This is a genomic window from Shewanella sp. MF08487 (assembly GCF_050848685.1).
Lineage (GTDB): Bacteria > Pseudomonadota > Gammaproteobacteria > Enterobacterales > Shewanellaceae > Shewanella > Shewanella glacialipiscicola.
In genome coordinates this window covers 54,785-81,320 of the sequence record NZ_JBOZPB010000022.1, presented here as the reverse complement: position 1 = coordinate 81,320, position 26,536 = coordinate 54,785, and the positions used below count along the sequence as shown (strand labels likewise).

At 45.7% G+C, this 26,536-nt stretch carries 18 protein-coding genes and 1 riboswitch; of the genes, 8 read left to right on the top strand and 10 right to left on the bottom strand.

All coding sequences use genetic code 11. From position 1 onward, the window contains the following. From ACRN9H_RS14945 to ACRN9H_RS14935, 3 genes are all read left to right on the top strand, one after another. The gene (locus tag ACRN9H_RS14945) at positions 1–480 is read left to right on the top strand and encodes a (2Fe-2S)-binding protein (protein WP_076497719.1); all 480 of its coding nucleotides are present in this window, start codon (positions 1–3) and stop codon (positions 478–480) included. After that, positions 464–2,770 (top strand): molybdopterin cofactor-binding domain-containing protein, encoded by a 2,307-nt coding sequence (locus ACRN9H_RS14940; RefSeq protein WP_432314839.1) that lies wholly within the window; start codon positions 464–466, stop codon positions 2,768–2,770. The genes ACRN9H_RS14945 and ACRN9H_RS14940 overlap by 17 nt, the downstream gene beginning before the upstream one ends. 96 nt (positions 2,771–2,866) lie before the next feature. Further along, positions 2,867–3,925, top strand: coding sequence for an XdhC family protein (locus ACRN9H_RS14935; protein ID WP_432314837.1), 1,059 nt, complete (start codon positions 2,867–2,869; stop codon positions 3,923–3,925). A gap of 33 nt (positions 3,926–3,958) precedes the next feature. Here ACRN9H_RS14935 and ACRN9H_RS14930 read toward each other — a convergent pair whose 3' ends face one another. From ACRN9H_RS14930 to ACRN9H_RS14920, 3 genes are read right to left on the bottom strand one after another with little or no spacing between them, the layout of a single operon-like run. Beyond that, entirely contained in the window at positions 3,959–5,137 is a 1,179-nt protein-coding gene (locus tag ACRN9H_RS14930; RefSeq protein WP_432314835.1) for a lipocalin-like domain-containing protein, read from the bottom strand. After that, positions 5,137–7,761, bottom strand: coding sequence for an FtsX-like permease family protein (locus tag ACRN9H_RS14925; RefSeq protein WP_432314834.1), 2,625 nt, complete (start codon positions 7,759–7,761; stop codon positions 5,137–5,139). The genes ACRN9H_RS14930 and ACRN9H_RS14925 overlap by 1 nt, the downstream gene beginning before the upstream one ends. Next, positions 7,751–8,425, bottom strand: coding sequence for an ABC transporter ATP-binding protein (locus ACRN9H_RS14920; RefSeq protein ID WP_107883652.1), 675 nt, complete (start codon positions 8,423–8,425; stop codon positions 7,751–7,753). The genes ACRN9H_RS14925 and ACRN9H_RS14920 overlap by 11 nt, the downstream gene beginning before the upstream one ends. A 428-nt stretch (positions 8,426–8,853) precedes the next feature. Continuing rightward, positions 8,854–8,978: riboswitch (glycine riboswitch) on the top strand. A 249-nt stretch (positions 8,979–9,227) separates the two neighbouring features. On the opposite strand from ACRN9H_RS14920, the gene ACRN9H_RS14915 reads away from it, so the two are divergent. From ACRN9H_RS14915 to ACRN9H_RS14905, 3 genes are all read left to right on the top strand, one after another. Beyond that, the gene (locus tag ACRN9H_RS14915; RefSeq protein ID WP_432314832.1) at positions 9,228–10,586 is read left to right on the top strand and encodes an alanine/glycine:cation symporter family protein; all 1,359 of its coding nucleotides are present in this window, start codon (positions 9,228–9,230) and stop codon (positions 10,584–10,586) included. A gap of 128 nt (positions 10,587–10,714) precedes the next feature. Continuing rightward, complete coding sequence (locus tag ACRN9H_RS14910) at positions 10,715–16,087, top strand: PAS domain S-box protein (protein ID WP_432314830.1); 5,373 nt, start codon at positions 10,715–10,717, stop codon at positions 16,085–16,087. Between the two features lie 22 nt (positions 16,088–16,109). Beyond that, positions 16,110–17,126, top strand: a complete 1,017-nt coding sequence (locus tag ACRN9H_RS14905) for an HD domain-containing phosphohydrolase (RefSeq protein ID WP_432314828.1) — start codon at positions 16,110–16,112, stop codon at positions 17,124–17,126. A gap of 71 nt (positions 17,127–17,197) precedes the next feature. Here ACRN9H_RS14905 and ygfZ read toward each other — a convergent pair whose 3' ends face one another. Continuing rightward, positions 17,198–18,160, bottom strand: coding sequence for a tRNA-modifying protein YgfZ (gene ygfZ, locus ACRN9H_RS14900; protein ID WP_432314826.1), 963 nt, complete (start codon positions 18,158–18,160; stop codon positions 17,198–17,200). A gap of 161 nt (positions 18,161–18,321) precedes the next feature. Next, on the bottom strand, positions 18,322–19,551 hold the full coding sequence (gene serA / locus ACRN9H_RS14895) for a phosphoglycerate dehydrogenase (RefSeq protein WP_432305169.1): 1,230 nt from the start codon (positions 19,549–19,551) through the stop codon (positions 18,322–18,324). A gap of 154 nt (positions 19,552–19,705) precedes the next feature. On the opposite strand from serA, the gene ACRN9H_RS14890 reads away from it, so the two are divergent. Next, the gene (locus ACRN9H_RS14890; RefSeq protein WP_432314860.1) at positions 19,706–20,302 is read left to right on the top strand and encodes a DUF2238 domain-containing protein; all 597 of its coding nucleotides are present in this window, start codon (positions 19,706–19,708) and stop codon (positions 20,300–20,302) included. Positions 20,303–20,715: 413 nt separating this feature from the next. Beyond that, positions 20,716–21,381 (top strand): response regulator transcription factor, encoded by a 666-nt coding sequence (locus ACRN9H_RS14885; RefSeq protein WP_432314825.1) that lies wholly within the window; start codon positions 20,716–20,718, stop codon positions 21,379–21,381. 212 nt (positions 21,382–21,593) lie between these two features. Here the strand turns inward: ACRN9H_RS14885 and ACRN9H_RS14880 are convergent, their stop codons facing one another. The 5 genes from ACRN9H_RS14880 to panB all read right to left on the bottom strand — a co-directional run bounded on the left by ACRN9H_RS14880 (position 21,594) and on the right by panB (position 26,503). After that, positions 21,594–23,084 (bottom strand): curlin, encoded by a 1,491-nt coding sequence (locus ACRN9H_RS14880; protein WP_432314823.1) that lies wholly within the window; start codon positions 23,082–23,084, stop codon positions 21,594–21,596. A 14-nt stretch (positions 23,085–23,098) separates the two neighbouring features. After that, entirely contained in the window at positions 23,099–23,518 is a 420-nt protein-coding gene (locus ACRN9H_RS14875) for a curlin (protein ID WP_432314821.1), read from the bottom strand. Between the two features lie 508 nt (positions 23,519–24,026). Next, positions 24,027–24,554, bottom strand: coding sequence for a DUF4124 domain-containing protein (locus ACRN9H_RS14870; protein ID WP_432314819.1), 528 nt, complete (start codon positions 24,552–24,554; stop codon positions 24,027–24,029). Between the two features lie 281 nt (positions 24,555–24,835). Then, positions 24,836–25,681 carry a pantoate--beta-alanine ligase gene (panC, locus tag ACRN9H_RS14865; protein ID WP_432314817.1) on the bottom strand — a complete coding sequence of 282 codons (846 nt, stop codon included), beginning with the start codon at positions 25,679–25,681 and terminating at the stop codon, positions 24,836–24,838. A gap of 27 nt (positions 25,682–25,708) precedes the next feature. After that, positions 25,709–26,503 carry a 3-methyl-2-oxobutanoate hydroxymethyltransferase gene (gene panB, locus ACRN9H_RS14860; RefSeq protein ID WP_432314815.1) on the bottom strand — a complete coding sequence of 265 codons (795 nt, stop codon included), beginning with the start codon at positions 26,501–26,503 and terminating at the stop codon, positions 25,709–25,711. Positions 26,504–26,536: the final 33 nt, after the last annotated feature.

Here is a 26,536-nt window from a genome sequence, read left to right as displayed (position 1 = left end):
ATGGCTAAATTTATTTTGAATGGCAAGCCTGTGGCTGCCGATGTAGACGGAGAAACCCCGCTGTTGTGGGTTATCCGTGATGAACTGGATATGACAGGCACCAAATTTGGTTGCGGTATTGGCACTTGTGGAGCCTGTACTGTGCATGTTGGTGGCCGGGCGACGCGCTCTTGTGTGACGCCTATATCTGCCGTTGAAGGTGCCAGTATTACCACGATTGAAGGCTTATCTGAAACAGGGGCTCACCCACTGCAGATTTCTTGGCAGAAACATCAGGTACCACAATGTGGTTACTGTCAGTCAGGGCAAATTATGCAGGCTGCGGCGCTGTTGAAAGATATTCCACAGCCAACAGATGCAGAGATTGATGCAGTAATGAGTGGTAATCTTTGCCGCTGTATGACCTATGTGCGTATTCGCGAAGCGATTCACGAAGCTGCTGATTCAATGAAGGAGGCCAGCCATGTCAAGATTGCCTAATAGAAATAAAGATTCTGGCATGACACGCCGAGGTTTTTTAATTGCGATGACCGCAGTGGGTGTGAGTTTTGGTTTTCCGCGTACGTCTTGGAGTGCGATGGACCCTGCTACTGAAAGTGGGGCACTATTACCTGATAACGGCTCGCTGTATGAACCATCATTATGGTATTCGATTGATGCTAAAGGCAAAATCAAGGTCAACATTATTCGCGCCGAAATGGGTCAGCATGTGGGTACCTCCATCGCTCGCATTTTAGCCGATGAGCTGGAAGCCAACTGGGACGATGTAGAAATTGTCCACGTTGATAGTCATAAAAAATGGGGCTTAATGGTTACAGGTGGCAGCTGGTCTGTGTCACAAAGTTGGTCAGTATACCGTCAGGCAGGTGCTGCGGGTCGCACTGCATTACTTGAGGCGGCTGCCAAAAAATGGGCTGTACCTGTGGGTAAATGCCACGCCAGTAACGGCAAAGTTATCTGTGGTAACAAAGAGATAAGTTATGGTGATCTTATTGCCGCAGGAGTCAATCGCCAGTTCACTGAAGCAGAGCTTAAAGCGCTACCGCTTAAGCCTAATGACGATTTGAAATTAGTCGGCAAGCAGGTAACGTCGCTCGATATCAGCAATAAAACTACCGGTAAGACCGTATTTGGTATTGATGCCAAAATCGACGGTATGGTTTACGCTGCCCCTATTTTGCCGCCGACTCGTTATGGCTCAACTGTGACGGCAATGGATGACTCGGCTGCCAAAGCAGTTAAAGGTTATCAGCAAACATTAGTGCTTGAAGATCCAAGTCAGACGGTACCTGGTTGGCTTGTTGTTATTGCTGACAGTTATTACGCCGCGCATAAAGCTGCTGCATTAGTCAAAGTCAGTTGGCAAGCAGGCGCTGCGGCAAATGTGTCAGAGGTCGATATTATCAACCACGGCCGCGAGCTGCTAAAAGACAGCAGTAAAGGCGCCATTCTTGATACGGGCGATGTCAATACTGAGCCAGTATTTAGCCAAGCTGCATCGACTATTGAGTCTGAATATCTGACCAGCACTGTGTTACACGCGCAGATGGAACCGCTCAATGCGCTGGTATTTCAGAACGAAGACGGTATATGGGAAATCCACTCAGGTTGTCAGTGGCAGTCGTTAACGACCTCGGTATTGGCAGCAGCCCTTGGTGTCGCTGAAGATAACATTCTTATTCGCGCTTATATGCTTGGTGGTGGTTTTGGTCGTCGTCTTAACGGTGACTACACAGTGCCTGCCGCGCTGGTGTCTAAAGCTCTGGGCGGTAAGCCGGTTAAGTTGGTGTTTACGCGCGCACAAGATTTGCAGTTTGATAGTCCGCGATCGGCTTCTGTGCAACAACTGAAAATGGCCTTTAACGCCGATAAAACTGTTATTGCAATGGAACATCATGCCACTGCGGGTTGGCCGACCGAGGTGATGATCCCTGTCTTTATGCCTAAAGGGGTTAATGGCCAATCGTTTGATCCATTCTCTATTGCTGGCGCCGATCATTGGTACAGTGTTGGCGCACAAAAGGTGCGGGCAGTCTCTAACGATCTTGCTAACGCCTCATTCCGTCCCGGTTGGTTGCGTTCAGTCGGCCCTGGCTGGACCAATTGGGCGCTCGAAAGCTTTATGGATGAAGCCGCGCACCATGCGGGTAAAGATCCCTTGGCATTTCGTTTAGCACTGTTGACCGCTCAAGGCCGTAATGCTGGCAGCGGCCCTATTGCCTCTGGTGGCGCCGCGCGCCAAGCTGCGGTATTGCAAAAAGCTGCCGAGATGATTGGTTGGGGTACTGCTTTGCCTGAAGGCAGTGGTATGGGGATAGCATCGACCTTTGGACAAGAGCGTGATATGCCCACTTGGGTTGCCGTTGCTGCGCAAGTTCGAGTTGATAAAAGCACTGGACTTGTACATGTAGAAAAACTGCAAGTGGTCGTGGATGCGGGCATTATCGTTGATCCCAATGGTGCGCAAGCCCAGTGTCAGGGCGCTGCTCTTTGGGGATTGTCGATGGCACTGTACGAAGGTACTGAGTTGGTTAATGGCAAGTTCAAAGATTCAAACTTTGATAGCTATACACCACTACGTATTGGCCAAACGCCTGAGGTAAATATTGAATTTATCACCAGCTCCTATGCTCCATCAGGCTTGGGCGAACCGGCCGTCACACCCGTTGCGCCCGCCATTGCTAATGCGATTTATCAAGCCATTGGTGTGCGTCTTCGTAAGCTGCCCATGACTGCGAATGATGTTAAAGCCGCATTGATTAAAGCGTAACCCTAAAGGCCCGTTTTTTAATGCGGGCCTTATTTATATTCTTATGAAGTCAGCGGTAGCGTTAACGCCGTTTACTTGTCGTTGCAGGAACTGTTCATGTCGTATCTCTCCCAACCATTAGATGCCAAAGTACTACAACAAGCCGCAATTTGGGTGCAATCCAGCCCAGTATGGCTTTGTACCGTGCTGCATACTTGGGGTTCATCACCGCGTTCACCAGGCTCCTTATTGGTGGCTATGCAAGATGGGCGACAAGTGGGCTCCTTGTCTGGCGGTTGTGTGGAAGATCATTTTATTCGCGAGATAGCGAAAGGTCGCTGGCAACAACTCAGTCAAGTGATCCGTTATGGCGATGGCGAACTGGCTCCCGATGTTTCGCTACCTTGTGGGGGTATTTTAGAGATATTGGTGGAGTATCTGCCGGCAAGCGAACTGAGCGTGATATATCTACAGCAGCAGCTTCAAGCCGTGCAAGGTTATCAAGCTATGCGTAAACAACTGCGATTGCCTGAAGCCTGTAGCGCGATAGTGCCCGAAGAGTTAACTGGGACTACCGCTATTTGTTACCAACATCCCGACATTGAAATTCGTATCGCCGCCGCGCCGCGCCTGTTAGTGGCCGGTTACTCACCTGTAGCGCATTACTGTTTAGAGTTTGCCCATGCTTTGGGGTTTGAAACTGTGCTGTTGGAACCCCGTGAAAATGTATTGGCAACGCTGGCTGAGCAATGCCCACCCAATACGAATGTGATCAACAGCTTTCCTGCAAAATATCTGGAACAACATGGCTGCCATTCTAATACTGCGATAGTCGCCCTGACTCACGATCCGCGCATGGATGACTTAACGATGATGGAAGCGGTTAACACCCCCGCATTTTATATCGGGGCTATGGGTTCAACACGTAACAGTGCCAAACGCCGTGAACGTTTAGAACGCATTGGCGAGCTGACAAAAGACCAGTTATCACGTATTCATGCACCGATAGGATTAGCTATTGGCAGTAAAACTCCGGCAGAAATTGCCCTAGCGATATTAGCCGATATTGTGCGAGTCAAAAATCTGGGCACTGCTTCAACCCGCCCCTTGCTACAGGGTACGTTAGATCAACAGCTAAATATCGATGCTGACGTCGGCTCTAGCTGCATGATCTAATTGTTTTTAGATGCCCCAAAGTTTGTCATTCACTCAATATCCCGTCAGTTCCATATACCCCGTGCCAGTATGGCTGCCAGAGAGCTGTACTGGGCCTTCCCAGTAGGGCGTCGATAATGGCATGGCGCTATTAGGGTTAAGTGGGGTGATAGTGAGATTGATATTCTCGCTGGGAATTTTAACCTGCCAACTGACGGGGTAATCGCCATTGACGGTATATTGCCATTTGAGCGGCGTCATCTGAATGTCATTGGGGTTGTCGGTGGAATTGATATTACGCCCCGTGCCATCAGCAAACATTCTTCTGGCGCTATAAAATGCCGAGATAGGGGTATTTGTGGTGGCCTCTGTTGGTGATTGATCCCGTAACTGAAACAACATCAGCGTCGATCCATCGTTTAACCTGAGCGCGAACCAATCCCAACCTTGTTGCGTTTTAGTGAGGAACTGCGAACTCCATTCCCTGTCGAGCCAGCCTTGACCCGTCACTCGCTCAACTTTGCCATTACGGCTAATTTCACCGCTGATTTCAATAAAGGGTTGGCTGTAATAGTAAGATGCCACTTGTCCGTCGCGGCTTTTGAGGCTATAGCCGTTATCGCCTTGGTATTGCAGTGGCGCTTGGCTATTCAGCTTTAGTTGATAGCTAAAGTCAGGGTTTTCCACCGTTAATGTGGCGGGGAATAAGGCATTAGTCTCGCTCTGCCAGCGCCAGTTATCGAGGCGTATTTGATAGGGGCTTAATGTTACATCGGCAAACTCGTTATGACGGCGTGACCATTTTTCGTGGGCAAGGTGAGTCGTACTTGAAGTGAGTGCGCTGTGGGCCAAATACAGTTGGTCTGTAGCCCAAGTGGATTTGTCTTTAGGCAGCGTATCTTTTATTGATTGCTTGGACGATTTAAGGGCAACTCTAAATTGTGTCCATTGGGCACCGAGTTGCTCTCCTTTTTCGGTAGTTAAATTAGCCGTCAGATACCACCATTCTTGTCGAAAACCATTATGTGTTAAGTGATCGCGTGGGAATTCAAATTTATAGCCAGGAACGACCGGGGTGTATGCCAGATCATCTTGAGTACCCGAGGTATTCCCTACCACATTAGCCATCGATTTTGGCTGACTACTTTGCGTCGATGGTGCTTTACCGCAGCCGCCGATAAGCATTAAGCCAATAGCGGCCCATAACATACGCTTCAAATTAAGAGCCTTCATCACAGGGTCTCCTGTTGCAGACTGGCGACGAGAGGTTTGCGGGTTTGCCAATACAGTGGCAAGAGCACGGCTAATGTACACGTGGCTAAAGCAATCAATATGGCATGGCCATAGGCTTGCCAATCCCAAATCATTTTTATCGTCCAACCAAAGGCTTGCAAGGTGATCTTGTTAATCAGCAAGTAGCCTAACAGTGCGCCCGTTGGCATAGCTAGCAAGCAAGTGATCAGTACTACAATCAGCATCTGCATAAACACCATGCCGCGCAGCGCATTACGACTCACGCCGAGGGAATACAGCCGTGCTAGTGGCGCTTGCCTTGCCTGCGTCAACATTAAGCAGGCACTAAAAAGGCCAATAGCAGCAACAATCAGCGTCAAACTATTCAGCACTAAGGTAATGGAAAAAGTTCGTTTAAACATGGCGATAGCTTGAGTTTTAATCTTGGTTTGGCTGTAAATTTGTGCCTGGGATAAGCCTAGCTCGGCCGCCAATTCAACTTGGAGTTGGTCAAGCGCTGTCTCAGTGATTTTACTGCCTTGCTTATCACCGTGAAAACTCGCCGCCAAGCTGATGGGCAGTAGCGGCAATTGCGCTTGTTGCCAAAGTGGCTGGCTAATAATGACCTCGTTGCGGGTATTACCATGGTCATAATAAATACCGCCGATAATTGCTTGGCTGTTACCGGTTTTTGCGAGGGCATTTAATGACACATTGTCACCCAGTTTAAGCTGGTATTTGAGGGCAAGGGGTTCACTCACCAAAATAACGTGGGCGTTAAAGTAGGATTGCCACAGTGTTGGTAGGCTTTCCTTTAGGGCGCTGGTGTGGCGAACAGAATAATCATCGCGGCTGAGTAGACTGACGGGAATCGTCTGTTCGCTCGCATTCTCTGTAGATGCAGGCAGTGAAAGTTCGGCTTCAATTTGCCACTGTTGATAAAGGCCGCTGACTCTAGGGTCATGCATCAGCTGGGTTTGTATGGTATCGATGCGCTGACTCGGTGGACGAATATAAAGATCGGCATGTAAGCGGGTCTCTAACCAAGTGCGCAGGGTTTGTTCAAAACTGCCAACGAGCGTGTTCATCGACACATTGGCGCTTAGCGCCAGCAAGATTGCCATCATAGCTAAGGAGAGCGGCGCGATAAGCTCGCGGGTTTCGGCGAGTAGATATTGCCATAATCCAGGGCGTGCCAAGGGCATTAAGGCGCTGACGCCCCAATGTAATAGTTGTGGCAACAGTAGCGGGATAGCGATAGTGACGATACCGAGTAATACTAAGCTGATGTTATAGCTTTGGCTGAAGGGAAACAGCAACGCTGCTATGCCCAACAGACCACAAGCTGAGGCAAATTGAATACTATGAGTTTTGCGATGCGCCTGCATCTGCTGATAACGATTCGCCCCTTGTGCCAGTGCTTGGCGCGTGAGATCTCGATATAACGGTAAACAAGCGGCGAGGGCGGCGGCTAAGGTGAGGGCAATCGCTTCAAAAAGCCAAGTCCATTGCCAAATCCCGGGCAGCAAGTGGGCACCATACATTTGCTCTAAGGTCATGGCGACCATAGGTTGCAGCCAGTGGCTAAGCTGTAAACCACTGATAAAGCCCAAACTTGAGCCTATAACCACCAGCAAGACTAATTCAAGCATCAGCGCTGTCATTAAGGCGCGGCGCTCGATCCCCTGTTGCAGTAACTGCACTAACAGTTTTTGTCGTTTCATTAGGCTGTAGCGCACACCGTTGTAAGCGATAAACAGGCCGACAACGAAGGCTAACATGCTCATGGCATTGAGATTAAGGTGAAAGCTGCGGGTCAGCGCTATCAAGGCTTGGCCTTGATCTTGTTGGCTAAAACTGGCCTTTTGCGGCGTGATGCCCAAGGCATCGAGCTGGGATTTTAGTTGAGGTAGGTCTGCTCGTTCACTGAACATAGCGATATAACTGAGCTGGCCTTGCATGTTCAGTAATTGCTGGGCGAGGGAGATATCTGCCAAAATGGCACTGCCCAGACCAAAACTGTCATCAATATTAATGACGTCTAAGCTGCTATTTTCTAAAATAAGTTTACCATCTGGCGCCACTTTAGCGGCGAGACTTTGGCTCATGATTACTGTGGGCGCGCCGCTCAGTAGCTCGGCAAGTGGTAAGTCATTTATCTGCGGCGAGGAGGTGAGCGACGTTTCACTCGAGCCACTATTTCTGGATTGTTGTAGTGTTAATGCGGCAATCAGATCGCTACCTTCCAATTGCCAGAACTGCCCGTTTTTACCGCTTATTTTTCCATTCACCACGGCGAGACTTTGACTTAATCCGGCTGTTCTTAAGGCAAAATAAACTGACTCATTTAAGCTGTTTTCCCCAAGTGGCGGCGTAAGTAGCACATCTGCACGCTGGCTCAAAAGCTCAGTTGCGTCGCTATAACTGCGCACCGCATTATCGTTGGTCGCTTTTACCCCAATCAGCAGCGTCACAGCTAAGGCTATACCGAGCAAAATGGCGCCGGCTTGTAATGGCGCATGGCGGTAATGAGCAATAAAGACCTTTAGGCTGAGCCAGGTTAGGGTAAGCGAACGTGACTCAAGTTTTGTTGGAGCCGCCTTAGTGAGCTGTTTATTTTTCATAGATAGCCACTGCGCCTTGGGATAAATGCCAGCGTTTTTGCATAAAAGCGGCGCACTCTTCACTGTGGGTAACCATTAAGATGCTGGTTTGGCTTTCCTGAGCCAGTTCACACAGCAGTGCCATCACTTGTTTACCCGACACATCATCTAAATTACCTGTGGGTTCGTCGGCTAATAGCAGAGTCGGTTTATGAGCTAAGGCGCGAGCTATGGCGACCCGCTGTTGTTGACCGCCAGATAGCGCCTCAACCTGTCGATGCAGTAGTGGGAGTAGTCCGAGTTTTTCAACCAGATAATCGCACCAAGCTGACCATGGCTGCGCCGTTAAACTTAAGGGAAAGGCAATATTATCTTTGACGTTGAGTGGCGTGAGTAAATTAAATTGTTGAAAAACCACCCCTAAAGAATGGCGTCTGAAATGGCTCCAATCTTTATCCTGCCAATGTGATGTGGACGCTTGGTTGAGTAAAATCTCTCCTGAGTCTGGCATTTCAAAACCAGCAATCAAGTTGAGTAAGGTGCTCTTACCGCTGCCGCTGGGGCCTGTGAGGGCGACGGTATCGCCTCGATTAATTTGCAGGTCGACCGCTTGCAGTACCTGATGATATTGCTCGCCATCGCGAAAGCCCTTAGTAACTTGGTTAAGTTTAGCGACGTCGGCCATTGAGCCACTCCTTCATATCCATTGGCAGTGTGTGAGGTAAGCCGTTTTGTAAGTATGGTGATAACTTAGCATTGCAATCTCATGTTTAACATAAAGCATTTTCTATTCAGATAGATACTGATTTTTCCTGTAATGGGATCATAAACATAACAATTAACTGTAAATCATCATTTGACGCAAAAATAATCAATTGAATTAAATCTACTCCCAACAGAGGGTAAACGGCTTGAGCTGACGCCGTGTTTGTTGCATTCTGTGCGCCTGCTTGCATGAGATTGATATCTTAGGCTAGCAATCCGTTCGGATGAAGGTAGCAGGAGAGTGGGGAATTGACCCCACACCGACGAGGCAACTTTGGTTTTATCGAAGCAAATCTTCTGATAAAAACAAAGCACTCTTTCAGGTGCCATAAGGCGAGGACTGTTACTGGACGAGCCTCTGGAGAGACTACCAATTGCCTTTATTGTGCAGTCAGGTGGCGCCGAAGGCGAAAGTGTCGTGATGTTAAACGCTACGATGCGAAACGCTCAGGCAAAAGGACAGAGGAGAGGATGACTGCAGAGTCCCTGTCGTTTGTCGTCGTGGGCTATTTTTACCTTTTGCTTGTAATAGCGCATTTTTCCGCCATTAAAAGCACTCGTTTAGACTACTTACTTGCAACGTTTTTGGCGTTCAGCTTGGGCGAGTCTAAACTGAGAACAGGCTTAAAATAGTTTGCTATAGCGTCCGACTGCGGCGCGTCACAGCCATTTCTTTTCCTCCTCCGTTTATTAATTTTGTTGTTTAATATTCGAGGAATATCATGAGTTTTCAAGCTTTTCTTGCCAGCATTAATGGCATTGTCTGGGGCCCTATCACCTTGTGTTTGCTGGTGGGTACAGGCGTTTATCTCACCGTTCGTCTCAAACTTATTCAAGTGTTTCGCTTGCCTATGGCGCTGGGGTTGTTATTTAAACCGGCAAAAGGGCACGGGGATTTATCTTCCTTCGCGGCGCTGTGTACTGCACTATCCGCCACCATTGGTACGGGCAATATTGTCGGCGTGGCGACAGCCATCAAAATGGGCGGTCCGGGCGCGTTATTTTGGATGTGGCTGGCGGCGTTTTTTGGTATGGCGACCAAATATGCTGAGTGCATGTTGGCGGTAAAATACCGCACCACCGATGCCCGCGGGCAGATTGCTGGTGGGCCCATGTATTATATTGAGCGTGGCCTTGGGTTACCTTGGATGGCAAAATTGTTCGCCATTTTTGGGGTTGGCGTAGCCTTTTTCGGTATTGGTACTTTTGCGCAGGTCAACGCCATCAGCGATGCGTTGACCATCGCCTTTGAGGTGCCAACTTGGCTCACGGCGACGGTACTCACGCTTTTAGTGGCGGCGGTAACATTAGGTGGCGTTAAGCGTATTTCGAATGTGGCGCAAAAGTTAGTGCCTGCCATGTCAGTGGGTTATGTGCTGGCGTGTGTGTGGATCCTTGTTGGTTTTTCCGAAGAAATCTTACCCGCTTTAGGTTTAGTGATTGAATCGGCCTTTACACCCCTCTCGGCAGCGGGAGGATTTTTAGGAGCAACGGTGGCACAGGCGATTCAAATCGGTATTGCCCGCGGTGTTTTCTCCAATGAGTCAGGTCTTGGCAGCGCGCCTATTGCTGCGGCTGCGGCTAAAACCAATGAGCCGGTTGAGCAAGGGTTAGTGAGCATGACGGGCACTTTCTTCGATACCATTATCATTTGCACTATGACAGGTTTAGTGTTGATCATCACAGGCGTATGGAGTGGTGAAACGGCAGGTGCTGCAATGACTAGCGCGGCGTTTGCCCTCGGAGGCTCTGCGATAGTGGGTCAATATGTGGTGACAATTGCTCTAGTGTGCTTTGCTTTTACCACTATTTTAGGCTGGCATTATTACGGTGAACGTTGTTGGTATTACTTAGTTGGTGAGCGTGGACTGCGCGGGTATCAAGTGATGTTTTTAGTGTTGATTGCCGGTGGGGCTTTTATCAAGTTAGACGTGATTTGGCTGCTAGCTGATACCGTTAATGGCTTGATGGCAATACCAAACCTGATCGCAATTGTGGGCCTAAGGCATGTCATTATTGCTGAAACCCAAAGCTATTTTACCCGTATTTTGCCTAATCGCACCTTAGACACTGTTTATTAATGTTGTTAAAACAATAAATTACTTTATGTATTTTTAGCTTTAACATTGTCGCCACTAGGTTCTTCGTTTATTTTATAAGCACTATTTTAAAATAGTGCTTATAAAATCGGAGGCTTTAGGGCGGCGTTATGAATAAACATAAACTTCGTACGTTTCGCAGTAAAATTTTATCCCGCATTGCCTTGCCTTTGATTTTAATTATGGCGGGCGTTTATGCTGTCAATGCTTGGTTTAGTTATCTCTCTACTGAGAAGAGGCTGTACCATAGTCTGACACAAGAGGTGGGCCATTCGGCTTATCGCCTACAGCGTTTACTCGAATATGCACAAGCCAACACTCAAGGTCTCGCTGACTTCATCGGCTTTTTGTCAAGTAAAGAAGACATTAACGACGCCGAGAAACTCAAGCATGTCTTAATTAATCGACTTCAACGTAATTCTGATTTTTTTGGTTCTGCAGTCGCATTTAAACCCAATACCTTCACTACTCGAAAACTGTTCTCACCCTATGTTTATCGTGATACGAGCAATAATAGTGAACTGCTTTATCTCGATATTGGCGTTGAAGGTTACGATTATACCGATGGTACTTGGGATTGGTGGAGCAAAGCCATTAATCAAACTGGCGGTTACTGGACTGAAGCCTATTTTGATAAAGGTGCTGGCAATACACTGATGGTGACCTACTCTGCCCCCTTTGGTGCGATAGACCAGTATTTTGGTGTGACGACAGTTGATTTAGCCTTAGAGCGGTTACCTGAGCAATTAGGGGTTACTCCTAATCGTTTAGTTATTTTAGATAATCAGGGACGGCTGATATACCACCTCGATAGGGGCAAAATATTAGCGAGCAGTTCAACAGCATGGTTAGATAAAAACAAACCTATAAATGCCGACTTTTGGGCGTTGCAGGATAAAGGGCTTGATGGTCAGGTTCGGTTTATCGATGATAAAAATGTAGTGTATCTTGCGAGTATTGCTACCGTTTCAAAGTTGAAGTGGCGAGTGATTGTGCTAGCGCCAGAGCAAGATTTATTTAATTCATTACTCGATGATGCGATGGCGAGTATTCTCGATTTAAGTTTATTAATGCTGTTGTTATTACTGACCTGTTATTTGGCGGCTAAGCGGCTGACTCGGCCGTTAGAGTTATTAGAAGCCGGCATTATGTCTTTTGGGCAAGGTAAATTAGCGCCGCTAACGGTACCTAAAGGTGCGGTGAGTGAGATCGTGACGTTAAGCCATGCTTTTAATCATATGGCAGCATTGCTCGCTGAACGTGAACAAGCGATTCTTGATTCTCGCGGCAATCGGTTTGCCCGATTAATTGATGGTATGAGTGATAAATCCTTTTATTGCTCTCTCGCACCAGATGGTCATTTAGCGCAAGTCAGTGAAGGCGTGACTAAAGTGCTGGGTATCCCTCCTGATTTATTGAAGCGTAAATATCAACGGCTCTTTTCGGTTAACCCTCTAAATGAAAAAAACTGGCAATACACTAATTTGGCTTTAAACGGCGAAAACGTCCCCTCACATCAAGTCGAAATGCTTGATGCTAATGGGCATGTGAAAAGGCTTGATGTATTTATGCAACCCTTGGTTTCGGATACGGGTGAATTAATGTCTGTGGAGATGTTATTCACGGATGTGACCGAGCAGTTTTCGGCGGCAGCTTGGTCAAATGCCGTGCTTGAGGCCGCGCCAGAAGCCATGCTGATTGTTGATAAAAAGGGCCATATTGTTTTTAGTAATAGTCGTTGCCAGCAACTGTTTGGTTACGATGCGCAAACTATGCTGGGCTTGCAGGTTGATACATTAATCCCCCAAGCTCTTGGTGATAAAAGCCTACTTGAGCAGCGACAATTTATGCGCTCTGGCTTTGATAGCGCTATAGCAAGTGCGCGTCATGTACGGGCGCTAAAAGCTGACGGCAGTGAGTTTATTGCAGAAATTATGTTGAGTATTCTCCCTGCCGATATTGATGGCAACAGGCAAGTGGCTGCTTCAATACGCGACATGACACAAAAGCTCGCCATAGAGCAGAAAATCCGTGATAGCGAGCAACGTTTTCGCGGACTAGTGATGAATATTCCTGGCGCCGTATATCGCACTCGTCTGGGCAAAGTGTGGGTGATGGAATATGTGAGTGACAATATTGCTGAAATTACCGGTTATGCGGCGAGCCAGTTTATTGATAATAATCAGCGCACTTATTCTTCATTAATTTTGGAAGAAGACAGGGCGCTTTGCTATCAACATATCGATGCTGCTTTAGCGCAACAAGAAACCTTCGAAGTGGAGTATCGTATCCGCCATCGAGATGGCAGTATTCGTTGGGTACATGACAAAGGTAAGGCAAGTTACACCGAAAACGGTATCGCCCAGTGGTTTGACGGTAGTATCGATGACATCACAGAGAGTAAGTTTGCCTTAGGGCAATTGGAGGCATCGCGGCTGCAATTGACCAATATTACCGAGACGATTCCTTGTACTGTGTACCAATTATTATGGCATTCGGCATCAGAACGTCGATTTACTTTTCTCTCTGGCGCAGCGATGAAAATGTTAGGGCTGCCCCGTGATGAGTTAATGAATGATTTTAATATGATATCGGAGCGGATTTTTGACGAGGAAAGACCGGATGTTGTATTAGCGCTGTCAGGGAAAAGTGACGACAAGATGCAGTGGATCCGCGAGTTCCGTTATCGCCATCCTAATGGCAGCATATGTTGGATGGAAGCGGGCGCCAGTGGGAATATAGATACTGATGGGGTGATTACTTGGAATGGTTATGTGATGGACATAACCCAACGTAAAGCGATGGAGCAAGAGTTAGCGCTCAGCGAAGCACATTTTAAGGCGCTGTTTGATGGGGCGACAATTGGCATAGTCAATGTGGATATCAAGGGCGTTATTTTAGATTGTAACGACCAATTCTGCGCCGATATGACGCGCACCCGTGATGACTTATGCCAGAGCACGATTTTTGAGTTATTCAGTGCAGAAGATAAAATTATCGCCAAGACACAATTTAAACAATTAACCGACGGTAAAATTAGCCATTATCGCGGAGAACGAAGCTTTATTCGCCCCTCGGGTGAAACGCTCTGGATGACAGTTAATGTATCAGCACTAGTCGATGTTAATGGGCGTTTTGACTCAGCTGTGATCAGCATGGTCGATATGACAGAGCTTAAATTACTCTCCGATGAACTGTTACAGGCTAAAGAACAGGCCGATGCAGCTAATAAGGCTAAGAGTGACTTTTTAGCGAATATGTCCCATGAAATCCGCACGCCGATGAATGCCATTATTGGCATGTCTCAATTATGCCTACAGACGGGGCTCGATAAAAAACAAAAAAACTATGTAGAGAAAATTGAGCGTGCCTCAAAATCTTTACTTTCAATCATCAATGACATTCTCGATTTTTCTAAAATTGAAGCTGGCAAGTTAGACATTGATGCGGTGTCATTTCAGCTTGATACTCTGCTTGAAGATCTCAGTGATATGTTTGCCGAAAAAGCGGCACATAAACAGCTTGAGCTGCTATTTGCCGTAGCCCCTAATGTGCCACGATACTTACATGGAGATTCGCTGCGTTTAAGCCAAGTACTGATAAATTTAGTGAATAATGCGATTAAATTTACTGAGCGAGGCGAAGTATTACTGTCGCTGAATTTAGTCGAGCAACAAGATGATGATGTGACGTTACGTTTTAGCGTGCGCGATACCGGTATTGGTTTAACTGCTGAGCAGCAGGAGAAATTGTTTAAATCCTTTAGTCAAGCCGATACCTCAACCACCCGTAAATATGGCGGCACAGGGTTAGGGCTGGCTATTTCTAAGCAGTTAGTCGAGCTAATGGGAGGAACCATAGGTGTTGAGAGCCAACTTGGTCATGGCAGTAATTTCTATTTTACGGTGAAGTTACAAATCGCAGATGGTCAAAAACTGGTACTTGAGCAAGAGTTAGAAGGTATGCCTGTGCTGGTGGTGGATGATAATGCTACCGCTCGGGACATTATGCGCACCACACTCGAAAGTATGGGCTTTAGCGTTGACACCGTACGCAGCGGTGAAGAGGCCGTGATACGTTGTGCTCAGCAAGACTATGCCGTGGCCTTGATTGATTGGAAAATGCCGGAAATGGACGGGATAGAAACGGTTCGGCAAATTCAGCGACAGGCTCAATCACGGGCTTTGCCTGAGCCCAAAATCTTGATGGTATCAGCCCACGCCAATCATGATTTTCTCACTAAGATTGAGCAATTAGCATTGGCGGGATACATCAGTAAACCCATCAGCGCCTCACGTTTGCTCGATGGTATTATGAATGCGGTTGGCCGCAGCGGTTTATTACCCGTAAGGCGTAGCAGTGAAGAGTTGGACCCTCAATTGTTATTACCACTACAAGGAAAACGTATTTTATTAGTCGAAGATAACGAGATGAATCTTGAAGTGGCGAGCGAGTTTTTAGAGCAAGTCGGTATTATTCTCTCGATTGCGACGAATGGTCAAATCGCCTTAGATAAACTGGCTCAACAGTATTTTGATCTGGTCTTAATGGATTGCCAAATGCCGGTGATGGATGGTTATCAAGCCACTCAAGCCATAAGAAAAATCCCCCAATTTGCTGATTTACCCATAGTCGCCATGACGGCTAATGCGATGGCTGGCGACAAGGAAATGTGCATCAGGGCAGGCATGAACGACCATATTGCGAAACCCATCGATGTGAATGTGCTATATCAAACATTACTAAAATATCTTGCGCCCTCGAATAACGGCTCTACCACCGAAGGTGCTGTCACCCCAGAACAAACAATAATATCGAAGCGGTTGTATGAATCTGTAAAAAACATAGAAAAAGCGCAGTTACTTCAATGGCCAGAACACCCTGAGCTAGATATTGATCGAGGATTACAGCTAGTGCAGCATTCGCCGCGACTCTACCAACGTATTTTCGATCGTTTTGTGATGAGCCAACGTGATGTGGTGGCTAAAATTCAACAAGCTATTACTGCTAATCAAGTCGAAGATGCTGTGCGTATTGCCCATACTTTAAAAGGATTAGCGGGTAATTTAAGCTCACCTAAGTTAGTCGAGTTAGCGCGTTTATTGGAGTTACATTTAACTGAAAAGACGCCATTTGACGATGAACTTGCACAAATTCAACTCTTAGTGAGTTCTATCTGCGATGCAATCGAGTGCGCTAAGCCTGCAACAGTTAATGAGCTTGAGCCGCAAGCGGCTGATTTATTATCTAATGAAAATTTGAAGGCCGAATTACATGCCCTGCGCCAAAGTCTCGATGAGGCCGATGCTAGCGCTGTGGCTAAAATTGAGGCGTTAAAGCCCCAAGTCAGCAGCGCAATGTGGCAAGCGTTAAAGCCCATATTGTCTATGATTAACCAGTATCGGTTTGATGAAGCTATCGATTTAATTGATGATGCTCTTGGTCAGTTAGCACAAAAGAATCACTCCGTGAATGACAAATAAATAAGATGGATTGGAGTTGTTAATGGATAAGGCAACAGTATTAATCGTCGATGACACACCAGAAAATATCGATATTTTGGTCGGTATATTAAGTGAAGATTACAAAGTTAAAGTGGCGATTGATGGACCCAGAGCGTTAGCGCTGGTGGCAAAGTCTCGGCCTGATTTGATTCTACTCGATGTCATGATGCCGGGGATGAATGGTTATGAGGTCTGCAAGCTACTTAAGCAAGATCCGCTTGCTAGCCATATTCCGGTGATATTTGTGACCGCCTTATCTGAGGTGGCTGATGAAACTCAAGGTTTTGCATTAGGCGCCGTGGATTACATCACTAAGCCGGTCAGTGCTCCGGTAGTTAAAGCGCGCGTTAAAACACATCTTGCTTTGTATGATCAAAAACGCCTTCTTGAACAACAGGTTAAAATTCGCACCCAAGAGTTAGAAGCGACCCGTTTTGAGATTATTCGCCGGCTTGGGCGTGCAGCGGAATATAAAGACAACGAAACAGGATTGCATGTGGTGCGTATGAGCCACTATGCCCGCCTATTGGCCATAAAATTGGGCTTGCCGGATACTTTTTGCGACTTGATCTTTAATGCCGCGCCGATGCACGATATTGGTAAAATAGGCACACCTGACGCCGTATTGAAAAAGCCGGGCAAACTCAATGCTGAAGAGTGGGCCATCATGCAGCAACACGCTGTGATTGGCGCTGAGATTATTGGTGAGCATGATGATCCGTTATTAACTATGGCCCGTCGTATTGCTTTAACTCACCATGAAAAATGGGATGGTTCAGGGTATCCCTATGGCTTGGCCGGAGAGGACATTCCCCTTGAGGGGCGTATTGTCGCAATTGCGGATGTGTTTGATGCGCTCACATCACAGCGGCCCTACAAAAAGGCGTGGACCATTGAAGCGACCATGGAATTATTGGAAAGCGAAGCTGGAAAGCACTTCGATCCTAAGTTGGTGGCAGAGTTCAGACAAATCTTGCCACAAGTCGTCGAAATTCGAGACACACATTTAGAGTATTGAGCGGCAGTTGAATAAACTAAAGGTGCCAATGGCGCCTTTAGTTTTTATCGCTATTTTATTAAATCTAAGCCTTATGCTTCTTCTAATGAGTAGGGTAGGGCTTGAATCGTTAGGCTTGAGTGTTCATCGCCAGCAAAACGCAGTTTAGTATCGTTTTCGGTATCATTGGCCAGCACAGCGGTTAATAACACTTGGCTACCGCGTTGTACAAACTCAATAATCTGTCCGCCCCGACGAAAGCCGTCTTCTAGGGCAACTTCTAACCCCGATTCTAAGCTGATTTGCAGATCTGTGTGACCACGCAAAATATACAGGGCGCGCTTATTACCACCACGATACTTCATCCGCGCGATAGTCTCTTGCCCCATATAGCAGCCTTTGTTGAAGCTAATACCGTTGATCGCTTGTAGGTTACACATTTGCGGTACGTACTGACCAGCATGACTAGCGGCAAGGTTTGGATAACCAGCTGCAATTTCTAACGCTTGCCATGCATGGGCATCAAATACACTGAGTTTTGATTGAGCCACTAAGGTGGATGCAGCATCAGGGCTGAGCATTAATATAAAACGCTCAGCGTCTTTTAAAATTGCGCCATGCTCAATGACTGTGAGCTCTTGATTTATGTCACCAAAATGTTCAGTTACAAATTGGCTTGCTTGTTCTCCAGCAACACCCAGCAATGTCCACTCGTCACTGGCGTCACTTAGGGTTGCCTTGCTAAATACGGCATATTTTTGCAGTTGCGGTAAATCTACTGCGATTGTGTCTCTTGGCATTAACATAAACAGTGCATCTTTAATGGCAAAAGTTCTGAAAGTGGCCAGCATCTTACCTTTGGGATCGCAATGTGCGCCCCAGCGCCATTGGTCGTCAGCTAATGAAGTGATGTCGGTGGTCACTTGGCCATGTATGAAACTGCGGCCTTGCTCGCCAACCACTTTGATAAGCCCAAGGTGAGATAAATTAGCTAGCATAAGTGGAGGCAAAGAAGCATCCAGATCCCAATGGGGCGTAGAAACTGAAATAGTCATAGCGAGATCCTGAAAACGAAGACGATGAGAGAGGTTAGATTGTAACGGAATTCCTGCAGGCTCAACAGCATAAGGCGCACATATCTGTGAATGATATGCGCGCCTTAATATAGGTGTCATCGTTGTAAAGCGTCGATACGCTTAATTGCAGAGCTTAAAGCTTAAAACAATACGCGGGTGCGCAGTGTGCCTTCAATCGCTTTTAGCTCTACGAGCGCTTCTTCCGCTTGGTTAGTATCCACTTCCATCACTACATAACCAATCTCTGCGGTTGTTTGCAGATATTGCGCGGCAATGTTGATGCCTTTTTCCGAAAATGCTTGGTTGATTTTAATCAGTACACCCGGGCGGTTTTGGTGAATATGCAGTAAACGTGAAGTGCCTTTATGCATTGGCAATGAGACTTCAGGGAAGTTAACAGCAGAGACGGTTGAGCCGTTATCTGAGTATTTAGCTAACTTACCCGCTACTTCAATGCCAATGTTTTCCTGTGCTTCGGCCGTACTTCCACCGATATGAGGCGTCAGTAACACATTATCTAAACCACGCAGTGGGGTGATAAACTCATCATCATTTGATTGCGGCTCAATCGGGAAAACATCAATTGCCGCGCCCGCAAGGTGACGCTCTTTTAAGGCGATAGCTAATGCATCAATATCCACCACAGTACCGCGTGAAGCATTGATGAAAATACTGCCTTTACGCATAGCGGCAAACTCAGCGGCACCTATCATATTTTTAGTTTGTGGGGTTTCGGGAACGTGTAAACTCACCACGTCAGCTTGTGCTAATAGCTGCTCCATCGAATGGATTTGCAGTGCGTTACCTAATGGTAGCTTATCTTCAACATCGAAGAATACGACGCGCATGCCTAAAGTCTCAGCCAAAATACCCAGTTGAGTACCAATATGGCCGTAACCGATTACGCCTAAGGTTTTACCACGGACTTCGTAACTGCCTGCGGCCGTTTTCATCCAGCCGCCACGGTGGGCAATGGCATTGCGTTCTGGAATGCCGCGCATCAGCATAATGATTTCACCAATAACGAGTTCAGCAACACTGCGTGTATTGGAGAATGGCGCGTTAAATACGGGGATACCCAAGGATTCGGCGGTAGCAAGATCAACTTGGTTGGTACCAATACAGAAACAGCCTATTGCAATCAGCTTTTCGGCGCGTTTTAGCACTTCTGCAGTTAATTGGGTACGCGAACGAAGGCCAACAAAATGCGCATCTTTAATCGACTCAAGTAGTGCTTCGTCGCCCAATGAGGCTTTGTGGTATTCGATATTGGTATAGCCTGCGCGTTCCAGTACATCGACCGCAGATTGGTGGACGCCTTCCAACAGCAGGATCTTGATCTTATCCTTGTCCAGCGAATGTTTCGCCATGATATGGGTACCCTCTGATTAATAGAAATGTTTCTTATGATATGCTGACAACCTTCGCCGACCAAAGTAGCACTTTTTTTGCTTTTTGTGGAGGGCTAGATGGCTAAAGTTAATATTCTAAATTTAGAACAATATCTCATAAGAGGAACTAATGTTGAATAACAAAATCGTGTGGTGCGGCATTTATCTCAGTGTATTGGTCTGGTCAGTGATCAACCCCGCAGATATGTTCACATGGTGGCTCGAAGCTGCTCCAGCATTAGTGGCAGTACCACTGTTATTTTTTACCCGTAAACGCTTTCCATTAACTCCCTTGGTGTACTTTTTAGTGTTAGTACATTGCTGTGTATTGTTTGTTGGAGCGCATTACACCTATGCAGAAGTGCCATTATTCGACACCATCGCTCATTGGATGGGCTCAGAGCGTAATAATTACGACAAATTAGGTCACTTTGCCCAAGGCTTTATTCCTGCCATGTTGGCGCGAGAAATTATGCTGCGTAATCAAGCGATTAAACCTGGTGCTTGGTGTGCGTTTATGGTGACCTGTTTTGTTCTCGCTTTTTCGGCGTTTTATGAGTTGATTGAATGGTGGGTTGCAGTTGCAACTGGCGAAGGTGCTGAAGCCTTTTTAGGAACCCAAGGTTATGTGTGGGACACGCAATCGGACATGTTAATGGCCTTGATTGGCGCTATCGTTGCACTTGTTTTATTGTCTCGCGTTCAAGATAAACAAATAGCTAAGCTTTAATAAGCAGCCTAATCGAGTGCCGCGATTACTGCATTACATTGGAATGATAAGCTATTTTCCCTCAGTGTTTTCAAACAGTCGTGTGATGACATTCAGTTGTCACACTCTAGCGCTATTTTAGTGTTGATTTTATGTTGCAACTGGCGAGCGTTATCTGCATAGTCAAAATGTACTAGGAATAACAGAGGAGTCCTATCTTGTGGTTTTTTACACCATTATGCTATTTCTCTGGGGTAAAACAGTCTTTTTTACCAAAGCAAAGTAGGGAATAGTACATTTGGGTGATGTTTTTACCTCCTTAACTCGTCAGAATCGACAAGGTTAATAAGATGTTTAAAATTAAAACAACATAGGTTGGTCAAAGCATCCTCATTTGCGCATCAAGACACCATACTTTTCAGGGAGAAGAGTCAGTGAGCACAATTAATGAATTGGTTTTTTTACATCAAATGGCTGCTCCATGTCATTTAGCTTTACTCGCCGAATCCATCGGACTGAAAACCCGCATAGTGAAGAATACCGCAGAGTTAGAACTGGATAAGAGTAGTCGCAGTTTTTATTTGATTACCCAAAAAGGTGCTGCATTAGATAATAAAGGGATCCCTTTGCTGGCTTCGCGTTTAGTGTCGCACTTCCCTGTTGCCTTGTATCAAGTTGAGCGAGATTCTCTGGACCAAGAGTCAGCTATGCTGCTGGGCATTCGAGGTATTTTATTTGCCGATCAACGTATGGATTTAATGTTGACTGGGTTACGTAAAATGGTGGCTGAAGAGCTTTGGTACGATAGAACGCTGTTAAGTAAGATGTTTCGTCGTGTAGTGCAAAAACTAGATGGTAATAATGAAATACCATCAGACACCGTCGCTATGTTACAGATGCTGACATCCCGTGAGCGCACCATTATTCAATTTGTCTCCAGTGGTGCGAGGAATAAAGAAATCGCCCATAGGTTATGTATTAGCGAACATACAGTGAAAGCGCATATTTCCTCTATTTTCCGTAAAACTCAATCTAGAAACCGTGTTGAATTATTACGTTGGGCGCAAACTTATCAAACTCACTTCGAGTTATGTAGCTAATATTTAACAATTCTCGCCCCCTTATTTTATTGCTGATTTTAGGGGGTTATGGTGAGTTTATAGGCTTAAGCTGATGTGCTTATTGCAGTCACAGCCTTTGTATAAAATGGACACAGTAAAAAGCGGAAATGTTGATATCAACATTTCCGCTTTTTTATCTGCGCTTTGGTTAACAGCCAAATGATTTGGCCGTTAACCGTTATTGCAGCTGATTAGTATTGCACCACACTGGCAACGTTCATGTTGCCTGATTGGTTAACACTAATGCTATTATTATTACCCGCCTGAGAACCTACCACTAAGTTGTCATTGCCCGCTTGAGTAATTAATAGGCTGTTATTATCACCGGCGACAATAAATGAGCTATTGTCATCACCGCCGACCCAGTTACCATTACCTGATTGAGCAATTTGTGCTGTGTTTTCATCACCTTCGATAATTAAATCGATAAGGTTTAAATCGCCATCTTGAAGCGTGGTGACATTAGCATTATTGTTGCCAGCAACAGATATGAGTGCTTCGTTTTGAGCGCCATCTTGCTCAACATCAACTTCGTTATCGTTACCCACGACATCTACATAAGCGAAGTTAACATCACCTTCTTGGCTAACTTCGATGCTGTTATCTGTACCGTCAGCGAAGGCAATGATTTGGTTGTCATCGCCTTTAGAAGATAAATCGAAGTCGTTATCTGTACCGTATGCGCCAAAAGTCGCGAAGTTTGCATCGCCTTTTTGTTTCAAATCAACGTCGTTGCTATTGCCCCATACTTGGAACTCCGCACCGTTGACATCGCCTTTTTGAGTGATAGTAATATCGTTATCATCACCTTGGATATCGGCCACTAAACTATCACCGATAGTGTTACCGCTGCCATTTTGGGTAATATCGACACTGTTGTCATCACCCGTAGTCATAGCAAGATAAGCCGTGTTGCCGTTACCTTTTTGATCCATTGCAATATCGTTGTCGCTGCCCGCCAGTGCGTAAACGAAGCCCACATGGTTATCACCCTTTTGGACCATGTCTACTGTGTTATCATCGCCTGCAATACCTTTAGCTGCGCCAAAGTTATTGTTACCAATTTGCTCAACAGAAACGTCGTTGTTGTTACCCACGTTAGCGGTTAAATCAAGGGCAATTAAACCCGCTTGGTTGTTGTCACCGATTTGGGTGATGTTACCGTCGTTGTTGCTGCCTTCAACACGAAATACTGCAAAGTTAGCATCGCCTTCTTGCTCAACAAACACGCTGTTTTCAGTACCAGTGATTTCAACTTGGCTTTCGTTGACTTCACCTAATTGGCTAACGATTACTGTGTTATCGTCGCCAGTAACATCGTTAGTGCTTTGGTTAAAGAAACCATCTTGCGACACATTTACATTGTTGTTGTCACCTACAACATTTGCACTTGCCACATGCCAGTCAACTTGTTGCGTTATTTTGACTGTGTTATCTGTGCCAGTAGAATTGATAGTCGCTTCGTGCCACACACCGTTTTGTTGCACAGTTGCGACTTGATCTGTACCTGTCTGCACTACTGAAGCATAGTTAATAACACCGGTCTGTGAGACTGAGGCTTCCTGACCTTGGCCAGATTGCACTACGCTAATTTCGCTCACTGAGCTGGCTGCAAACGCATTGCCGCTTAAACCTGTTGCAATGGCCAAAGCAATAAGAGATTTTTTAGCTTGTGATTTCATGTGACACTCCCTGTTTAATATTGAGTTATTGAGATTGCAGCACCATCTGCAATCTGTTGAATCGAAAAATTACCGCTGCCTAGTTGGTTCAGTTGCACGAGATTGTCATTGCCAATTTGTGTCACTGAAGCCGTATTTTGACTGCCGACTTGCAGTAGTTGAACTTCATTATTTGACCCAATCTGTGTAATTAGCGCATCGTTATCATTACCGACTTGTGTTACATCGGCTTTGTTATCGTTACCTGATTGGAACAGTAATCCTTGATTTGCATTACCTTGTTGAACCAGCTCGATAAGGTTATCGCGACCAGAACGTTCCAGTAATGCCTGAAGGGTTACGGGTAACTCGCTGACATTCAACTCTTGTGCTGAGGTCATACAACTACATAGCAAGATGAGCGATACCAAAAAGCGTAGAGATAAATTTGGCACGTGTGACTCCCTACATGCATCAAATACTTCGATTTATCTAAAATACGAATAAACCAAGTTCAGGCATAAAGGTACTGGGCATACGAATATCAATCAATTGGTCGAAAGGGTATGAATATAGAAATTTTATATAAGATAATTTTTGTTTTATCTTTATTATCACATTGATTAAAAAGTCTTTTTATCTGCGGTGTCGACTTTTTGTTGAGTGTGACTAACCTAGTTGGTCTAGTAGTTAAGTCTTATTTTGTGTAAGTCGTTTTTTGTGTTTACATAATATAGGGAGTATGGCGAGTAATGACTAACCGTTTACAGTTTGTGGATTTGATATGTCCATAACACTCAGATCTTGTTTAACCTTCTGGTTTATTTACATTATATTTTATAGCAAATTAGCTGAGATATAATTGGTAAGACTGTGACGTTAAAGTCGGGAGGAGTTAGCCATAATAGATGTAATCGTGCTTGCTGCCATCATCGATGGAGTAGTAAAGCGCCTCAAACAGTCTTAATGTGTTTCAGACTCTTTGACAGCGTTAGGGCTATCTTCGGTAGTGATGTGTTTTTTTCGAGCATTCAGCAGCTGTATCGCCTTATTATTATTGACTGATAATGTCTTAAAGTGACTGTTGATATCGTTCATTTCCTTTATATATTCAGGATCACTTTTCTCTTGGTTTTGCCAATAACGTTTGCGTTCTAATTTTTGTAATTCACTGGCGCGCAAAATTTCAAAATAACTATTTTCTTGCTTGAGACGATAGATTTCGCCGTCGATCAGTTTCAATAATTTTTCTTTTGAAATGGATTGGCTATTCAGTAGAGCTTGTAATGGGTCGACTCGAATGTCTTTTTTATCAGAATCAACTTCGGTCGTTACTCCTAATTGATACTCGATTTTATGCTGGCTAAATTCTTGTGGGCAAGCGGTTTGGCTAAAAATTACTTTATCATCTTTGCGGCACTTATAAATAGTATTTGCCTGAGCGAGACAGGGCAAAATAACCCAAATTAGGGTGAGTATCAGTCTTGCCATTAGGCCACAAATCCTTTGTAAATAGCATAGTGATTATGATGGTCGTCTTTTTAATATATGAGATAACTCGTTACGGCTATTTAGCCTCTATCTGGGCGTAACGTTACCTTAATTTAACATCTTCACCATACTATGACGTAATTTATTTAATAAAACTAGTTTTTGATAAGACAATTTTTTCGTGGTTTAAGTTGATGATAAAATAGGGAATATTGTATTTTCATGATATTGAAAACACAAAAAAGGAGCTCTTAGCTCCTTTTTTATTATTGATTGCAGGGTTAGCGATCAAATCTTAAATTATCAATAAGCCGCGCTTTACCAATATAAGCAGCCGCTAGAATGACTAAGGCTTGATCTTGTCTTTGCGCTGCTTCAAGCGTGTGAGCATGGCGAATTTCAAGATAATCGGGCGTAAATCCTGCGGCCACTAAACTGGCTTTTGCTTGTTCAGTCACAGCGTCAACACTCTCGCCTTGTTTTATCCCTTTTGCCATGGCATCGATGGCTTTTTTGAGCGCTGGTGCTGCGGCTTTTTCAGTGGCAGTGAGGTAGCCATTACGTGAACTCATGGCTAAACCAGAGTTCTCACGTATGGTATCTACACCAATAATTTCAATCGGTAAGGACAAATCTTCAACCATAGTTTTGATCACTAACAGTTGTTGATAATCTTTATTTCCAAAAAAAGCCACATCGGGTTGGACAATGTTGAATAGCTTACAAACTATGGTCGCTACTCCACGGAAATGTCCTGGGCGACTGGCTCCGCAAAGTACGTCAGAAATCATCGGTACTTCGACAAAGGTTTGTTGGCTTAACCCTTTGGGATACATCAACGCAGGCGTGGGCGTGAACAACAGTTCGGCTCCGGCTGCAGTAATGGCCGCGCTATCGGCCGCAAGTGTACGTGGATAGGCATCGAGATCTTCATTTTGGCCAAATTGCATTGGATTAACAAAAATCGATACCACCACATGGTCGCACTTTTGCGCCGCTTCCCGTACTAAAGTAATGTGTCCCTGATGGAGGTTACCCATGGTTGGCACAAAAGCGATGGTTTCGCCCTGGGCACGCCATGCACGCACTTGAGTGCGAATATCATCAATATGGGCGCTAGTGATCATTGAGCCTTACCTTGCATAAATCTATGACTAATTAAAAGTGTGTTCGTCGCTAGGGAATATCCCTTGGGCCACTTCGTCGATATAAGCTCGCACTGCAGAACGGATTTCGCCAGTTTGCTTTAGGTAGTTTTTCGAAAAACGTGGAATATAACCACTTGAAATACCTAGTACATCATGCATAACTAAAATCTGACCATCAGTTGATGCGCCAGCACCAATGCCAATAACAGGGATTGTTAAGGCTTCAGTGATTGCTGCGGCTAATGGTGCAGGAATGCATTCTACGACCAACAGTTGAGCTCCAGCGGCTTCCATCGCTTTGGCTTCGTCAATAATACGTTGAGCATTTTCTGCATCGCGGCCTTGTACTTTAAAGCCACCAAATACATGGACAGACTGCGGCGTTAAACCTAAGTGAGCACATACTGGAATACCGCGCTCGGTCAGTTTAGTCACGGTTTCTAGCAACCAATGGCCGCCTTCGACTTTGACCATGCTGGCACCGGCCTGCATTAACTCAGTCGCGTTAACCATGGCTTGCTCTGGTGTGGCGTAACTCATAAAGGGCATATCGGCGATCAGCAGGGCACGTTCAATCCCGCGGCGGACACAGCGAGTGTGGTAAGCGATATCTGCCGTAGAGACGGGCAAGGTATCGTCATGGCCTTGCAGCACCATTCCTAAAGAATCGCCGACGAGCAGCACATCTACACCTTCGCTATCGAACGCGCTGGCAAAACTGGCATCATAGGCTGTCAGTGCCGTGAATTTTCTACCTTCCCGCTTATATTTCAACAGGGTTGAGCTAGTAATTTTAGACATATGGATGATCTTCAAACCAAATAGAAGTGGTGT

Coding starts and splice junctions, on each gene's coding strand:
- ACRN9H_RS14945 (WP_076497719.1), top strand. CDS start 1: ATGGCTAAATTTATTTTGAATGGCAAGCCTGTGGCTGCCGATGTAGAC.
- ACRN9H_RS14940 (WP_432314839.1), top strand. CDS start 464: ATGTCAAGATTGCCTAATAGAAATAAAGATTCTGGCATGACACGCCGA.
- ACRN9H_RS14935 (WP_432314837.1), top strand. CDS start 2,867: ATGTCGTATCTCTCCCAACCATTAGATGCCAAAGTACTACAACAAGCC.
- ACRN9H_RS14930 (WP_432314835.1), bottom strand. CDS start 5,137: ATGAAGGCTCTTAATTTGAAGCGTATGTTATGGGCCGCTATTGGCTTA.
- ACRN9H_RS14925 (WP_432314834.1), bottom strand. CDS start 7,761: ATGAAAAATAAACAGCTCACTAAGGCGGCTCCAACAAAACTTGAGTCA.
- ACRN9H_RS14920 (WP_107883652.1), bottom strand. CDS start 8,425: ATGGCCGACGTCGCTAAACTTAACCAAGTTACTAAGGGCTTTCGCGAT.
- ACRN9H_RS14915 (WP_432314832.1), top strand. CDS start 9,228: ATGAGTTTTCAAGCTTTTCTTGCCAGCATTAATGGCATTGTCTGGGGC.
- ACRN9H_RS14910 (WP_432314830.1), top strand. CDS start 10,715: ATGAATAAACATAAACTTCGTACGTTTCGCAGTAAAATTTTATCCCGC.
- ACRN9H_RS14905 (WP_432314828.1), top strand. CDS start 16,110: ATGGATAAGGCAACAGTATTAATCGTCGATGACACACCAGAAAATATC.
- ygfZ (WP_432314826.1), bottom strand. CDS start 18,160: ATGACTATTTCAGTTTCTACGCCCCATTGGGATCTGGATGCTTCTTTG.
- serA (WP_432305169.1), bottom strand. CDS start 19,551: ATGGCGAAACATTCGCTGGACAAGGATAAGATCAAGATCCTGCTGTTG.
- ACRN9H_RS14880 (WP_432314823.1), bottom strand. CDS start 23,084: ATGAAATCACAAGCTAAAAAATCTCTTATTGCTTTGGCCATTGCAACA.
- ACRN9H_RS14870 (WP_432314819.1), bottom strand. CDS start 24,554: ATGGCAAGACTGATACTCACCCTAATTTGGGTTATTTTGCCCTGTCTC.
- panC (WP_432314817.1), bottom strand. CDS start 25,681: ATGATCACTAGCGCCCATATTGATGATATTCGCACTCAAGTGCGTGCA.
- panB (WP_432314815.1), bottom strand. CDS start 26,503: ATGTCTAAAATTACTAGCTCAACCCTGTTGAAATATAAGCGGGAAGGT.